This is a genomic window from Pseudomonas palmensis, assembly GCF_017848315.1.
Taxonomy (GTDB): Bacteria; Pseudomonadota; Gammaproteobacteria; order Pseudomonadales; family Pseudomonadaceae; genus Aquipseudomonas; species Aquipseudomonas palmensis.
In genome coordinates this window covers 104969-119218 of record NZ_JAFKEC010000004.1, presented here as the reverse complement: position 1 = coordinate 119218, position 14250 = coordinate 104969, and the positions used below count along the sequence as shown (strand labels likewise).

The 14250-nt window shown below is 55.7% G+C and carries 14 protein-coding genes; 9 read left to right on the top strand and 5 right to left on the bottom strand.

Annotated elements, in window-relative coordinates:
* Positions 1-3 precede the first annotated feature (3 nt).
* From JZZ72_RS04100 to JZZ72_RS04080, 5 genes are read left to right on the top strand one after another with little or no spacing between them, the layout of a single operon-like run.
* Positions 4-771: a thioesterase II family protein gene (locus JZZ72_RS04100; protein WP_210014079.1), complete on the top strand. Its 768-nt coding sequence runs from the start codon at positions 4-6 to the stop codon at positions 769-771.
* Positions 758-2353 carry an amino acid adenylation domain-containing protein gene (locus JZZ72_RS04095; protein WP_210014078.1) on the top strand — a complete coding sequence of 532 codons (1596 nt, stop codon included), beginning with the start codon at positions 758-760 and terminating at the stop codon, positions 2351-2353. Before JZZ72_RS04100 ends, JZZ72_RS04095 begins: the two co-directional genes overlap by 14 nt.
* The gene (locus tag JZZ72_RS04090) at positions 2340-2810 is read left to right on the top strand and encodes a YbaK/EbsC family protein (RefSeq protein ID WP_057711097.1); all 471 of its coding nucleotides are present in this window, start codon (positions 2340-2342) and stop codon (positions 2808-2810) included. The genes JZZ72_RS04095 and JZZ72_RS04090 overlap by 14 nt, the downstream gene beginning before the upstream one ends.
* 13 nt (positions 2811-2823) lie before the next feature.
* The gene (locus JZZ72_RS04085; protein WP_154974235.1) at positions 2824-3954 is read left to right on the top strand and encodes an acyl-CoA dehydrogenase family protein; all 1131 of its coding nucleotides are present in this window, start codon (positions 2824-2826) and stop codon (positions 3952-3954) included.
* 21 nt (positions 3955-3975) lie between these two features.
* Positions 3976-4590, top strand: coding sequence for a LysE family translocator (locus JZZ72_RS04080; protein ID WP_210014077.1), 615 nt, complete (start codon positions 3976-3978; stop codon positions 4588-4590).
* A 271-nt stretch (positions 4591-4861) separates the two neighbouring features.
* On the opposite strand, the gene JZZ72_RS27730 is transcribed toward JZZ72_RS04080, so the two are convergent.
* The 5 genes from JZZ72_RS27730 to JZZ72_RS04060 all read right to left on the bottom strand — a co-directional run bounded on the left by JZZ72_RS27730 (position 4862) and on the right by JZZ72_RS04060 (position 9441).
* A complete protein-coding gene (locus JZZ72_RS27730; protein ID WP_236066224.1) occupies positions 4862-5131 on the bottom strand; it encodes a hypothetical protein in 270 nt (89 codons plus the stop codon).
* The gene (locus tag JZZ72_RS04075) at positions 5128-6108 is read right to left on the bottom strand and encodes an integrase domain-containing protein (protein ID WP_057711093.1); all 981 of its coding nucleotides are present in this window, start codon (positions 6106-6108) and stop codon (positions 5128-5130) included. The genes JZZ72_RS27730 and JZZ72_RS04075 overlap by 4 nt, the downstream gene beginning before the upstream one ends.
* The gene (locus tag JZZ72_RS04070; protein WP_210014076.1) at positions 6092-6445 is read right to left on the bottom strand and encodes a hypothetical protein; all 354 of its coding nucleotides are present in this window, start codon (positions 6443-6445) and stop codon (positions 6092-6094) included. Before JZZ72_RS04070 ends, JZZ72_RS04075 begins: the two co-directional genes overlap by 17 nt.
* Positions 6432-7838, bottom strand: a complete 1407-nt coding sequence (locus JZZ72_RS04065; RefSeq protein WP_057711091.1) for a YfjI family protein — start codon at positions 7836-7838, stop codon at positions 6432-6434. Before JZZ72_RS04065 ends, JZZ72_RS04070 begins: the two co-directional genes overlap by 14 nt.
* Before the next feature lie 1066 nt (positions 7839-8904).
* Entirely contained in the window at positions 8905-9441 is a 537-nt protein-coding gene (locus JZZ72_RS04060) for a LasR-specific antiactivator QslA (RefSeq protein WP_057711090.1), read from the bottom strand.
* A 1084-nt stretch (positions 9442-10525) separates the two neighbouring features.
* Here JZZ72_RS04060 and JZZ72_RS04055 point away from each other — a divergent pair.
* From JZZ72_RS04055 to JZZ72_RS04040, 4 genes are read left to right on the top strand one after another with little or no spacing between them, the layout of a single operon-like run.
* Positions 10526-11071 (top strand): hypothetical protein, encoded by a 546-nt coding sequence (locus JZZ72_RS04055; RefSeq protein WP_210014075.1) that lies wholly within the window; start codon positions 10526-10528, stop codon positions 11069-11071.
* The gene (locus JZZ72_RS04050) at positions 11071-12444 is read left to right on the top strand and encodes a 7-cyano-7-deazaguanine synthase (RefSeq protein WP_210014074.1); all 1374 of its coding nucleotides are present in this window, start codon (positions 11071-11073) and stop codon (positions 12442-12444) included. Before JZZ72_RS04055 ends, JZZ72_RS04050 begins: the two co-directional genes overlap by 1 nt.
* Positions 12441-13610 carry an XRE family transcriptional regulator gene (locus JZZ72_RS04045; RefSeq protein ID WP_210014073.1) on the top strand — a complete coding sequence of 390 codons (1170 nt, stop codon included), beginning with the start codon at positions 12441-12443 and terminating at the stop codon, positions 13608-13610. The genes JZZ72_RS04050 and JZZ72_RS04045 overlap by 4 nt, the downstream gene beginning before the upstream one ends.
* Positions 13585-14223 (top strand): hypothetical protein, encoded by a 639-nt coding sequence (locus JZZ72_RS04040; RefSeq protein ID WP_057711086.1) that lies wholly within the window; start codon positions 13585-13587, stop codon positions 14221-14223. The genes JZZ72_RS04045 and JZZ72_RS04040 overlap by 26 nt, the downstream gene beginning before the upstream one ends.
* The last annotated feature ends 27 nt before the right edge of the window (positions 14224-14250 follow it).

Sequence of the window (14250 nt, the reverse complement as noted above, 5' to 3'; positions counted from 1 at the left end):
GATATGTCCGGGCAAGCATACGATGAGCGCTGGCTTCTGGTGCCCCGCCCCCGGATTCGTCCGCGCTTGCGTCTGATCTGCTTCCCTTATGCGGGAGGTAACCCCGATCTATTTCGCAGTTGGGTAAATGGTTTGGACGCAGACGTGGAACTGCTCGCCGTACGCCTGCCCGGCCGAGGTTCCAGAATCAAGGAAACGCCGTATGAGGAATGGTCGCCACTGATCGAGGACTGCCTCGAGGTACTGGCGCCCTACCTTAATGCCCCCCATGCGCTCTATGGGCACAGCTTCGGCGGACGCCTGGCCTACGAACTGGCTCAGAAAATCCGCTATCGCCATCCCGGCCAGACCCACCGTTTGTTCGTCAGCGGCTGCCGCAGCCCGGCCAGCCGACAAGCGCAGCCTTATCTGCATCAACTCTGCGCCGAGGATTTCCATCAAGCCCTACACACCATGGGCGGGACGCCGCTGGCGGTACTACAGAGCGAGATTCTGATGCGCCTTATGCTCCCAGCGCTGCGCAGCGACATGCGGCTCTCGGAAATTTGGGAAGACTGGCATGAGCGACCGTTGGAGATTCCCATACACGCCTATTTCGGCCGCCACGACCCGATCGACCGACAAGCCAGCATGGCAGGTTGGTCCATGCATACCTCGAAAGAATTTGAACTGATCGAGATCAATGGCGATCACTTTTTCCTCGACAGCCATCGCCATCAACTGCTGCACAGCTTGACCACTCGAATGAGGAATCAGCATGCAAACGCTTGAGCTAACCCCTTCAGCCTTGGCGCTGCACATACAAGTCAACCAAACCCACGTACCTTATCCGGATCACCTATCGGTCGGCGAGTTGTTCTCCCGCACCGCAGCGCGCCACCCGAACGCCATTGCCATATGGCATCAGGATCATGAGTGTAGCTATCAACAGTTGAACACCCACGCCAACCACTTGGCGTGGTACCTGCTCGCCAAGGGCGTGCAACCTGGCGATGTAATAGCCGTCAGCCTACCGCGCAGCACCGAACTGATCGTGGCGCTCTTGGCGATCCTGAAGGCTGGAGCGAGCTACCTGCCCATCGATGCGGGTTGGCCGGAGCAACGTATTCATGAAGTGCTAGGCCAAGCATGCTGCGACTACCTGATAGGAAGCGAAAACACCAGGCACGACACCCGCTTTTCCCGCTACCACGTGTTGGCACCCAGTGCTGTTGCAGAAGCGACTGAGAATCGAGGCGACCCGCCGCTTATAATCGAAGCCGACGCCATCGCCTACATCAACTTTACCTCCGGCTCCACAGGCAAGCCCAAAGGCGTGCCTGTCCCACACCGGGGCATTACCCGCCTGGTATACAACGCCCGCTACGCCTGCCTGGACGAGAACAGCAGGTTGCTGCAAATGGCGCCTGCGACCTTCGACGCGGCTACCTTCGAAATCTGGGGTGCCCTGCTGCTAGGCGGCACCTGTGTGCTTTACCCGGACGTGTACATTCGCGCTTCGCGGCTACAGCACATCCTGCAGACGCAAAAGATCAGCGTGCTGTTTCTGACCACAGCCCTATTCAATACCCTGATCGACGAAATGCCACAGGCGTTGGACAGTGTCGGTACCGTCCTCACCGGCGGAGAAGCACACTCTCTGCGGCATATGGCCAAAGCCCTGGAGCGATACGGGCCGGGACGGATCGTCAGCGTCTATGGCCCGACAGAGAGCACAACATTCGCGACGTACTATCCGCTCTGCGAGCTGCGCAACGAGGATACCGCCCTCCCCATCGGCTTCCCGATCCAGAACACCCGCGTCTACCTGATTGACCAGGATCGCCTCTGCGAACAGGGTCAAAGCGGCGAGGTTTGTCTCGCCGGACCCGGCCTTTCGCCAGGCTACCTCGGACTGCCAGACGTCAACCGCGAGCGCTTCTTTGAATGCCTGATCGGCGAACGCCAGGAACGGCTCTATCGCACCGGGGACCGAGGCTACTTCCGCGGAGACGGTGCCATAGTGTTTCAAGGACGTACTGATGACCAGGTGAAGATCAACGGCTTTCGAATCGAACTGGGGGAAATTGCCTACCATCTCAACCGCCATCCGCAGGTGCGACAAAGCGTCATTACCGTTACTGAATCACCGCAGGGCGAGAAGTCGCTGGTCGCCTTCGTGATCGCCGTCGACCCCTCATGTTGCCCGGAGCAACTGCGTCTTAGCCTGGCTACGCAGCTGCCGGCCTACATGGTTCCACGCCACATCCAACTCTGCGAAATCCTACCGCTGTCCGCCACCGGCAAGATCGATCATCGGCGACTGCTATCTACGCTTCATCCATTGGGAGAACCCGCTTATGACAATCAGTAAACGCGCTCAGCAATTCCAGGACACCCTTCACGAGCGCGGCCTCGACCTGACCGTTCAGGAGTTGCCGGACTCGACCCGCACTGCCGACGATGCCGCCCAAGCGCTGGGATGCGAAAAGGCCCAAATCGTCAAGTCGCTGATTTTTCGCACCCGCGACAATATCCCGGTGCTGGTACTGGCAAGCGGGCCGAACCGAGTGAACGAAAAGACCATTTCGCGGCTGGTCGGCGACAAGATTTTCAAGGCAGATGCTGACTTCGTCAAAGAGGTGACCGGCTTCACCATCGGTGGCGTTCCGCCTCTCGGACATAAGCAAGAGCTGAAGCTGTTCGTCGATGAAGACCTGCTGACGTTCGACGAAATTTGGGCCGCAGCCGGTACCCCTAACGCCGTATTCAGAATTCCTGGCTGTCTGACAGACATCATCTCGGCACACCAAGTGATCTCGGTGAAATAAAAGCGAACCGACTATGCCCAGCCCCTATCTGAGCGACAGCCATCGCAACTTCGCCCTACAGGTGCGCCAGATCCTGCAGAGCCAGCTTCTGCCAATAGCAGACGCTGCCGAAGAACGTGGACATCTGTGCGAAAACGCCTGGCAGACCCTGGCCGAGCACGGCCTGCTAGGTTTGCCACAGCGTGGCGAAGGCTTTCTGGAAAGCGCTGTGTTCCTTGAAGAGCTGGGCGCGCTGGGGTACGCCGGTATCCGTGCGTCGGTTGGGGTGCATGCCTACATGGCCAGCGCCTACCTGGAGTTGTTCGGTAGCGAAGAACAAATCCAGCGCTACCTTCCTGGCATTCGCCAAGGACGGATCATTACCGCCTTGGCTATCAGCGAAGAACACGCCGGAAGCGATCTCAGCCAGATACAATGCAGAGCGCTACCCTCGGCTAACGGTTTTATCGTTGAGGGCAGCAAACGCTATATCGCTAATGGTTCCCGCGCCTCCTTGATCGTGACCCTGGTGCGCAGCGGCGAAGGCCAGCACGCACTGGGCAGCAGCAGTCTGTTGCTGATCGATGGCGACAGCCCGGGGCTGGTGCGCACGCCGCACCCCATGCTTGGCTGGTGCAGCGCCGACGTCTGCGATCTCGACTTCACCCATCTGGTGGTGCCGGCCTGCAATGTGCTCGGCAAATCCGGCAAGGGCCTGCTCTACCTGATGCAGGGCCTGGATTTCGAACGCCTGGTCGCAGGTCTTCTAGCCCTCGGTGGGGCCCACCACAGCATCCGTGTACTCGACGGGTGCGTGCGTCGACATCAACTCCAGGGCAGGCCACTCAGCGACAAACAAAGTGTCCGGCACCGTCTGGCAGACCTCGTCGGCGAACAACAAATCCTACGGAACTACGCCTATCAGGTGGCATGGCAGCACAGCAAAGGCCAACTCGACACGCGCTCCGCCTGCATCCTCAAACTGCGCGCCACCGAACTCGCTCTCAGCGCCGCGCAGGCTTGCGCGCAACTGCATGGTGCGCAGGGCTATCAACTTAACTCCGAGGTGGCACGCGTATATCGAGATGCCATGGCCGGCACTATAGCCGCCGGTGCGAGTGAACTGATGCGCGACATGATCTTCGACAGTACGCCAGCAAGTTGAATATCCAAAGAGGCAATCACCATGGACATGGTCAATTTTCTCGGACTTTCACTGCTGCCAATTTTATCGCCCGGCCCCTCGACGATCCTCGTGGTACGTAACAGTCTGCGTTACAGCTGGATGTTTGCCGTACGACGCCTGCTTGCCGACCTCGGCGGTACATTGATCACCGCCACTCTTCTGCTTTATGGCCTGGGCGCAGTGATTGCGGCTTCAAACCTGCTCGTCGTAGGCATCCAGTTAGCAGGTGCCTGCTACGTTCTCATCATCGGCATAAGGATTTTGAGGCATGCATATTGGCCAAGCCCCTATAGCCTTGACACGGCAAACCGTTTCCACGGTTCTTGGCTAGAGGCTTTTTTTGCGGGATTGCTCAATCCCAAGACCTTGGTATTTTTCTCCCTTCTGTTTCCCTTGCTACTCGGGGAAAACAGGTCCCATTTGACGATCGCATTACTATATTCACTAAGCTATAGCCTGCTCAAAGGACTGGTTTTAGCGGTTGCCTCTGGAGTTTTCCTGCTCGCTAAAAACCGGTTGCGCCCACACTTACGCCCAGCAAATGGGACTCTTGGTGCCATATTGATCGCTGCGAGCTCAATCTTTCTGGTGAAAATATCGATCAACCTGTGGTGAATAACTGCCCTTAGAAATCACCTACCCTATTCTGATGATAAGGACGATGTTCCCCTATTTAAAAATATGCCCCCTCTTGGTCAGTCACGGCATCCGCTCCATGGCTAACACCATCCTGAACGAGCGTGGGTAGCGTCCGGAGCTAATCGAAGTCGCGCGGCGCATGTTGATAGAGATGAAGTCCGAAGTGCCATACCGGGCTAATTACAGCGACCCCGACACCCAGTGAATACTGCGCACTCCATCCTCACGGGCTCACGCTTAAGGTCTATCAGACAACCGCGATTTTTGCCTTTCTACGGCGGATCAACCCTGCTGTTAACTCGTAGTAGTAGATGGTAGCTGGAGCTGAGCATCGCAAATAGTGCTCCAGAAACCATCTCACGTGCTTGTCTCTCCAGGACCAGGGAGTCGCGCAACCCCAGCGTTCACGAATCATCTCGTGCATCCTTTCTGCTTGCCTGATGTGCCGCTGCTGCGTGGCATGTGCACCTTTGAGCACTGGACTCAGAAACAACGCTATGTCGAACTCAAACGTCATCGCCGACCTCCGATGTAGGCACTCACCACATCGATGCGGTTATGCCCCAACTCGTGGCTGATCTGCTGTCGCGCCCGCAGATCAAGCTCTCGATCTTCACGATGAACACGAACGCCATTTAGAGGTGCAGGAAAGCCGGTCATCTGCTCATAGCGCTCACAGGCGTAAGCCGCCCGCAGCTCATGAAAGCCTTTCAATCCATGCTCATGCAAGATGTCCCGTGCCGGTCGCACAACTGCCCGCATAAAGTCTTTGTAGCTTTCGTCGGGCGCCAACAAATTCCGGCTGCCATTGGGTGAGGTCGCGCGGGCCCAATCCAGGGCATCGCGAACTTGATCCGTTACCGTAATCCAGCGCGGTGCAGATGCCCCTGACCGACCACCTTTGGTGCCATCCTGAATGTTGATCTTGCCCAATCGTTCTGCCTCTCGTTGCAGCCGAGGTAGGTCCGCCAAGATCGCTTCACGCAGGCGCATACCAGTATCCCGGGCGAGGACCACAATGGCACTCACCCTATCCTGCTGACGATCTAACAGCGCCCGCGCGATCAACTCGACCTGCGCACGGTCTTGGCCTTGCGGAGCCTCACTACGCACGCTTGAGCGCTGCAAGCCAAGCGCCTTACTCGGGCTCGGGATTTTGACGTACTGATCACCGCGCAGCGCGGCCATCGTTCGGTTCACACTGGACAGGCGGTTCTGCGCGGTGGCAATGCCGATGTTGCCCTGATCAACCTGCTCCCTCACATAAGTGGCGTACCGCATGAGGATGTCACGGTCGATCTGTCGCGCATCATTCAGCCTCGGCCCTTCCTCGGATCGACACCAATTCACGAATGCCTGCCAGCGATCACTATGGGCTTTGACGGTAGCAAAATGACCGTCGCCAAACAGGTCTTTTAGTGCTTGCGGTCCAGCATAGCTAAGCTGGCGACCGAAGCCGAAATTGCGCCCCGCTCGCTTACCGACCCGAGCCATTTTCCTGCTCCTGATCGACTGCCGCGAGATCATGCAAAAGGGCTCGCCAGTTCGCACTCACGATGGCGAACTGAGCCCAATCAGTCGGGCGAAAACACAGCGTGTTGTCGGCGACGTAGAGATGCGCGCCCTCCTCTTTCAACAACTGAATGATGGCTGTCGTCGAGGTGACAGTTTTGCGGGTGGTGGCGACAGCGGCGACAGTGGCGACACCCCTTGCCCTGCCTGGCTTTGAGCGTGGCGACAAAGTGGCGACAGTAGCGGCGACAAATCGCGCTTTCGGCTCCTTTTGGCGCTGAGCCAGATGGTTGCGCAGCGCTTCATCAAGATTGAACATGGCGCACCTCGAAGGTGTGGCCGTCGGTAATGAGCCACTGATGATCAATCAACTCGACCAACAGTTTGGCGGTATGACGACTGCTCTTACGGGCAAAACGGGGACCGTTGCGGTTCAGCTCCCGAATACTGAAACGCTTCCAATCTTTGACCTGTAGCCATCGCAGCAGCCGGTCTGCCTCCTCTTTTACTCGACACACTGGCTCCTGCTCAGTCAGGCGCTGGATCTCGGTGAGGTAGTAGCCGACTAGAGCGGAGGCCCGTTGGATATGGTCGACCTCCACGACGCTGCTCTCCTCCACAACTGCAAGAATGCCGGCGACGCGCAGCAGGTTATCGGCGGCCTTTGATCCGCTGGGCCGTACGCTGGCCAGCTCGCCAAACTCCCCCAGCTGAGCTTCGATAGCATCATGCAAATCAATCCAGCGACGACGCGCCAGCGGACTGAGGCTCAGCTTTGACAGCTGCAAGGCTCCGTCAGCGGAAAGTGACCAAGGCTGATAAAACAGAGCCGAAAGGCGATGATGATAGCGCTTGAGGGCAGCGTCTTTGGACAAGTCGACAGCCTGGTAGCTACGTTGCCCGGCTAGACTGGTGGGCCAGGTCATCAAGCAGCGCCCTAGAATGCCTTGCCCCTGCAGCAACGGATCACAGAGTAACTGCATGGCCAAATACGGTTGCAGCATCAGGTGCAGGCTCAAGCGTCGGTCATAGGCTCGCAAGCTTTCACCAACCATGGAACGCGCGCGATCTATCGGGCTGCCATCCCAGAGTGACGACAAGGTCGTGACCGCTTTCAAACGGTTATCCCGACTCATGGTGCTGCTGCCGAGGAATTGTCCACCCTCATCACAGAACAGACCCATGCTAGGCAGGTCATGACAGAGCCCCTTGATCAGGGCCTCGATAGTCGGGTCGGTGGTGATCAGTCTAGGGGCTGAGGGCTCCGCTTCGAGCGACATTCCGTTTGCGGGCTCAGGATCGCCAGGCTTGATACGCTCCGCCTGTCGCTGTGCGGCACGGTACCGGGCAAGTTGTTCGCTATAGCGCTGCCACTGTTCACGCTCCCATTGCCGTGCCGGCAGCAATGCACATCGGTCTGCGGCGGTCTTGCGATCACCTGACGCGGCCACCGTGATCAGGTACAGCGACAGGGGATAATTTCTCCCGTCGAGCTGTAAGCCCGCATGACCTTGAGTGGCCAGCGCCGAGGCAGCCAACACTGATTGCGCGGCCAGTGCCTGGGGCACGCCGATGACGTCGGCCATGCGCTGCACCGCAGGTCCAAGAATTCCACCCAATGCCTGGACTGGATAAGGCTCGGCCACGGGATTCGACTCGATCAGCGGTCGAGGTGGCCGTGGGAGTTCAAGCTTTGGATCTAACTGCTGCATGGGCACTCTCCTCGTTCATTACTGGTTGTCCTCACGTAGTCCCGCCACGGCTGTTGAGTGTTATCAGGGATCAAGGCCCCTGCGGCCTGTGAGGTGTTCACTGACGCGGAACGACGGCTCCTTACGACCGGGAGCAAGGGCATAACCCCATGAATCTGGCCTCCTTAGACGCATCCGAAGATACGGGCGGGTGGAGGCTGTGCCGACTGACGAGTTCGGCACCTGGAAATCCTGGGTGGGAGAAGGCAACAACATCGACGCCTGGGGCATGCCTGACTGTCAGTCAGGTGCAGCTTTTCCATAGGCTGCGGCACCGGTGCCTGTGTCGTTGCGGATGGCGACGAATCGGATTTGTCAGGCCGATTGTCACGAGGAGAGTTGCGGCAATGCCTTGTACGACGTGGCTTGCAGCAGTGGTACGAGCGCCCGTCTCTTTCCAGAAGAAAGAGACGGGCGCAGTCTGGCGCAGCGAGGTGCGTCGAGAGGTGAGGTTGCTGCAGTGCAGCGAGGAAGGTCCATCGTCTGCCGCAGTGGGCAGATCAGTCGAGTAGGCATCCATCACTCTTGTGGAGTGACCGTGCGAGCCGCCGGACGCTAATCGCACTTCGGGAGAACCACCACACAAGTGGCGTAGCCTTAAAGGTTCTGGCTACCTGGGCAGGTGCTGTCAACGACAGCGATCCGTGCGCCAATTTTTATACTCACTCGAAAAAGCGGTCAAGCGTCACTGCCGAAGTGCTCAGAAAGTGGCGACTGTCGCCAGTATTGTCGCCATGCTCCAGGCCACGTTCTACGTGGGTTGTCGCCAGCGTCGCCGCTGTCGCCACTCCTACATCCATGCCCAACGAAAAGATCCGCACATACACTGAAATGGCGCTGCGCTTGATAAAGGTTGCAGGGAATTACTGACGTGGGAAAGCAAGTGTGGCGTTCGTCAAATTGAAAATGGGAGGGTGGAACGCCGCAGCTTCGAGAAAAGCGAGTGAACCCTCCGATCGGCGCGATCAAAGATCGCTTGATCGGAGGGTTTGGCGGGAAAAGCAAATCTCAAACGTCAATTACAGACTCAGGCATCAAAGCGGGTTGATTGAGAAGTGACGGCCTCACGTCGCATGATCAGTGTCTGCTGCAACCGCAGCAGAAAACCTGCTTCAAATGCTTCTTGGGGATCACCTGGACGATGATGCTTTCGATTTTGCGCCAGTGCCCACCACAGCGGCAATGATGAACCATCGAGCCAGGTCTCAGCGCACCGAACGCCGTCCTCAATCATCGGGCGGAATTCATTGCCCCATGGTGTTCGAAGACCAGGACAGCCTTCAGCTGAAGGGACAGAGACGTACTCACCAACCTGTTGATGAACGCGCTGAGCTGGGATACCGGACAAACATCGAAACGCCTTGTCGAACAACACAGCCGCGTCGTCCAACAGCTCTACCGCCAGCTCAACATCCTGTGGAAAATGAAGCAGGACGCTCTGTGCTCCATTAAGCCGAAGTATTGCAGCCTGCCGTAGTTTAATCGCTGCATCTTCAGGGGTAAGCGATGAAGTATCGATGCTGTTAGGTTTGGGGAGGCCAATGAGAAGCGAAAGATCAAACATCGCGGAATCCTCCGAGATGGTTTGCAGCTTGAATCATTTGACCGGGGTGGCGCACGAGCTTAAAAGGGGGACAGGTCATTTTCCTTATCTCCTCGGACAGTTAAGGAGCCGTCCACCCAGCCGTTCTGACACGAAATGGGTGGCGGACCGTACGGGGGTCAGAAACCGGCGTCCGAGGGAACCGGCCAGGCCGAAGCCTGCCCCGCACGGACCGCCATAGAAAAGCAGCAGCTAAGCCTATGTAAGCACCTAATAGCTGGCTATGGCGCTATGCGCCTCGAACAATTCAGGTTCTGACACCCGTCCACGGGATTGACCGTGGCGGGACAAAGCGTAAATGTGAAGCAGTGATAAAACAAGCATGCAGTATCAATAAGCTATACATCGAATGAAGCTGCCAGCCAGATGATGACGCTCCACGTTGACTGGTGGCCCTGCACCGCTTCAGGTCTGACCTAGCGACGAATAATGCAGAGTCCGACCACGCTGATAGAATCTGCATGGTTGTACATAACGCCCTTCTGAGAAATGTTATGAATACAGAATTGACGGAAGAAGAGATGCGCCGGGCGCTATTCGGTGACTCTCAGCCCCCTGCGCCAGCATTTAACACACACGGAAGTGCTCACAAAACGCGTGCATCATCATTTTCGAGTTATGGGCCTCGGTGAGCTCTACGCTGCACAAGCTGCCAGTGAAATGGCAGATATCTCTTATTCGCTTGAGGAGGTCGGAGCTAGCTCAGGCCCCGATGGGGTTCGCCAGCATCTTGATGGTCAATTTCGTTCGCGATACGCCCGTGACACCAACTCTTGGAAAACTTCCCTGTACGAAGGGCTCAGAGACTCAGACTGGTTTTGCATTGAAGGCTACCGACTCATCCGTACCGCCCGCGCATAAATGGCATGTCCTATGCGCTGACGAAAATCAGCTTCTACTCTATTGAGAAACCGAAATCATCGGGCACATCCTTGTTTCCAATTGTGCCTTTGACATTGTCAGATTTTTAGTACTAATATCTGACAATGTCAAAACCGGTATTCACTGGGGGCTGGACGAAATGAGCGATGGGCCACATAGAAGCTTGAAGCTGCGAAAGCCATGGAAAGAACTGGCAAAGCGTGCGGACAAAGACACCTACGATGCCTCCCAGATAGCTGAGGCTACGAAGCATGCAGTTGCCAGTGACTTCAAAATGGAGGTCTCGTGGCTCCTGATGGAAGCCCTGAAAGCAGTGTTTACCGGTTGTGATAACTCTCTGGAAATTCGAGAAATCGCGCTTACGCAACTTGAAGATGCGAAAGCATTTGCAGCAGCCTCCGTTTTTGGAACGAATCTTGTGGAATGGAGCATCGCCCTTATCCATGAAGGGAAATTTGGAATTGAAGCATTCCATGAGGCAGTAGGCCTCGCCGCCAAAGACCGCTGCCACGCGAACATACGGTCGATTGAAGAACACTACCTTCGCGACTCAAACGAGCGAAGAGCAGAGCACGTGAGTAAGAGACTACAGAATGCCATTTCTACTCTATCGACCACCCAGCTCGGTCTGGATCTTCTGGGCCCAGAGCCCGTACGAATCGCTCCACCGAGGAAGATGGAAGGTCTTGATGACGGGGTATGGTTGTGATGAACACCCTCCCGCCTAAGGAAATAGCTGTAGATATACTTGAACCTGGCGCCCGCAAAAGAAACGGCGTAATCCCGTGTTACATCGAGAAGAACATCGAGTTCGACCTCGAGGCTCTCGCATCCTTCTCATCCCATGACAAATGGGAGCCCGTAACGTATGACGCACTACTCATATCAGCTGCAGTTGAGTTCTGTGATCGCTACCTTGTCCGCAGTTCCATGAATTGGGGCCGTCGATTCATCGTTCACGCTCCAGTACACGACGTTGAGCGGTGGTCGAGTAACAAGGTAAACCGAGCGCTCGTCAACGCACTGAACCTTTTGACCGGAGACGACTGGCATTTCAATTTTGGACCTCGAAAACAAGCTGCACAGAGACCGCCGCAAGGCCAAATAGCTTTTCCTTCCAATGCAGAGGCTGTCATTGCCTTCAGTGATGGAATGGACTCACGTGCGGTCTCTGAGCTTGAGAGCAAGCGCCTAGGTAAACGCCTGATTCGTCTTCGAATAGGGAGCAAACAACACGACATTTCAAAAAAGGAACGCCAAAGGATTCCATTCACGGCCATCCCATATTCAGTCAAGCTTGATGATGCAAGAAGCGCTGAGAGAAGTGCACGCAGCCGCGGATTCAAATTCAGTATCATATCGGCAGTTGCGGCGTATCTAATTGATGCTCCAATGGCCATCATCCCCGAAAGCGGACAAGGTGCACTTGCACCTGTGCTCCTTCCTGTTGCACATGGGTATGAGGACTATCGAAATCACCCCGTCTTCACCAAGCTGATGGAGCGCTTTATCGAAGCACTTCTTGGTTACCGATTCCAGTACACCTTTCCCAGGCTTTGGATGACGAAAGGCGAGACCCTGCGCGAGTTTGTGGAAACCTGTGGCCCTAACGTGAATTGGATAACGACCAGGTCGTGCTGGCAGCAATCCCGGCAGGTAGCCGTTTCAGGCGCAAGAAGACAGTGCGGCATATGCGCCGCGTGTATGCTTCGCCGCCTTAGCGTTCACGCTGCAGGATTGGAAGAGCCACCAACGAATTATGTGTGGGAATCCCTAGATAGTCCGACCTGGAAGTCAGGCGCAGCAAAAGAATTCACCAGCTTTACCGAAGCCTTGCAACAATACGCTATCGCAGGGGTACTTCATTTCGAGCACCTTTCTTCGATTCGGGAATCTTCGCAGTACGAACTGATCAAACGCCGCAGAACGAGCGAACTGGCTCGAGCTCTGGCCGAGTCGCCACATGCCGTGGCGCAGAACCTTGACAGGCTCTTGCAGCAACATGCCAAGGAATGGTCAGCGTTCACGAGCGATATGAGATCAGAGTCGTTCGTGAGGAAGTGGATAGATGGCGCATCATGACCAAACCAAACTATGAACTGAACCCAGGTGAACTGGGTGAACGACTAAAGGTCGCGCGCGAAACCGCGGCCATGACCCAAGACGCAGCGGCCAAAGCAGTTGGCTTTGCTCGAACCACTCTTGTGGCTATTGAAAAAGGACAGCGCTCTGCAAAGCTTGACGAGATCCAGATGCTTAGCCGCTGTTATGGAGTATCTGCTAACTCTTTGCTACGCCGAGAAGCGGTCCATGTGGACCTTGTTCCTCGCTTCCGCTCACTCCCAGACACTGGTGATGCAGGCATCGACCAAGCTGCTCGGATGTTGAATGATCTCGTCAGGGCGGAAGTAGAACTTGAAAACATTTTAGGTGTTCGGAAAACCTCGAATTATCCGACCGAAAAAAGCATCTTACCAGGCGATGTACGCAAACAAGCAGAGCACGATGCTCATAGCCTCCGAAGCTGGCTAGGGCTCGGCGAGAGCCCCATCCAAGATCTGTTTTCACTCATAGAGATGCAACTTGGAATTCGTGTCTATAGCCGGAGACTTGAATCGAAAGTGTCTGGGCTATTTGCCTATGACGACGCCGTTGGCGCCTGTATGCTAATAAATGCAGTACATCGGAAGGATCGTCAAACCCAGACTGGCGCCCACGAGCTCGGGCACTTTATAGCGACGCGACGTCAGCCCGAGATCTATCAAGCCGAAAAGCATGAGAACTCGCGTGAAGAACGTTACGCGAATGCTTTCGGTAGTGCTTTTCTGACGCCTGCCCGCACTGTCATGGAAAAGTTCAAGGAAGTGACCATTGGATCAACCCACCTCACTCGTCGGCACATCATCCTGCTCGCTAGTTTCTTTGGCATTTCACGCCAGGCAATGGTGATGAGGCTTGAAGAATTAGATCTGACGAAAAAGGGAACGTGGGATTGGTTCATGGATAATGGTGGTATAACCGACGACCAAGCCCAGCAGGTACTAGGCACGATAGCTCAAGATTCCACGCCTATGGAAGGCGCGCAATCAACTAGGCTTTTTTTGTTAGCTATCGATGCCTGGAAAAAGGATCTAATCAGCGAAGGGCAAATGTCGGATTTGCTTAAGCTAGATAGGGCGAAAGTACGCCAGTTGCTTGATGAGGCAGAAGAGGATGAGGTTGATGACCTTTTCAAGCTGTCTCACTGATCGAGATAGCATTCTCGTTCTCGACGCCAGTGTCATCATAAACTTGCTGGCGACCGGCTATGCAAGCGCAATCCTGCAAGCAGTTCCGACTCCTATTGTTGTCACTGACAATGTAATACGGGAGATTGAGCTAGGAACGGTAAACGGCCGGCCTGAGCCGAAACAGCTTTTGGAGCTAATCCATAATCAAATTTTAAAGACAGAAGAGCTTTCTGGCATTGCATTAGAGCACTTCTTCGACTTGGTATCCGGATCCACAGCTGCCTCGCTCGGAGACGGAGAAGCCGCGACACTCGCGCTTGCACATAGCAACGGGTTTACCGCAGTCATTGATGAAAAAAAAGCGACTCAAATTTCCTCCCAACGTTTTGAAACACTGCGACTCATTACAACAGTCGATATTCTTGCTTACGAGCCCGTGCGTATTTCAATCGGAGATAAAGCCTTAGCCGTTGCAACGCTTCAAGCGCTGAAACACGCCAGAATGCAAGTCCGAGACAGCCAATTCGACTGGATTGAAAAGGTGATCGGACGCGAAAACGTAGGTTTATGCCCAAGCCTTAGGAGGCTTGCAAAGCTTAAGCTGGCCGGGCGTCGCAGTGTTAGCCAGTAATGCTGGGCCGACCTATACAGCTAATTT

Bases quoted from the DNA above. Each gene is read 5' to 3' on its own strand.
- JZZ72_RS04100 (WP_210014079.1), top strand. From the start codon at position 4: ATGTCCGGGCAAGCATACGATGAGCGCTGGCTTCTGGTGCCCCGCCCC.
- JZZ72_RS04095 (WP_210014078.1), top strand. From the start codon at position 758: ATGCAAACGCTTGAGCTAACCCCTTCAGCCTTGGCGCTGCACATACAA.
- JZZ72_RS04090 (WP_057711097.1), top strand. From the start codon at position 2,340: ATGACAATCAGTAAACGCGCTCAGCAATTCCAGGACACCCTTCACGAG.
- JZZ72_RS04085 (WP_154974235.1), top strand. From the start codon at position 2,824: ATGCCCAGCCCCTATCTGAGCGACAGCCATCGCAACTTCGCCCTACAG.
- JZZ72_RS04080 (WP_210014077.1), top strand. From the start codon at position 3,976: ATGGACATGGTCAATTTTCTCGGACTTTCACTGCTGCCAATTTTATCG.
- JZZ72_RS27730 (WP_236066224.1), bottom strand. From the start codon at position 5,131: ATGACGTTTGAGTTCGACATAGCGTTGTTTCTGAGTCCAGTGCTCAAA.
- JZZ72_RS04075 (WP_057711093.1), bottom strand. From the start codon at position 6,108: ATGGCTCGGGTCGGTAAGCGAGCGGGGCGCAATTTCGGCTTCGGTCGC.
- JZZ72_RS04070 (WP_210014076.1), bottom strand. From the start codon at position 6,445: ATGTTCAATCTTGATGAAGCGCTGCGCAACCATCTGGCTCAGCGCCAA.
- JZZ72_RS04065 (WP_057711091.1), bottom strand. From the start codon at position 7,838: ATGCAGCAGTTAGATCCAAAGCTTGAACTCCCACGGCCACCTCGACCG.
- JZZ72_RS04060 (WP_057711090.1), bottom strand. From the start codon at position 9,441: ATGTTTGATCTTTCGCTTCTCATTGGCCTCCCCAAACCTAACAGCATC.
- JZZ72_RS04050 (WP_210014074.1), top strand. From the start codon at position 11,071: ATGAACACCCTCCCGCCTAAGGAAATAGCTGTAGATATACTTGAACCT.
- JZZ72_RS04045 (WP_210014073.1), top strand. From the start codon at position 12,441: ATGACCAAACCAAACTATGAACTGAACCCAGGTGAACTGGGTGAACGA.
- JZZ72_RS04040 (WP_057711086.1), top strand. From the start codon at position 13,585: ATGACCTTTTCAAGCTGTCTCACTGATCGAGATAGCATTCTCGTTCTC.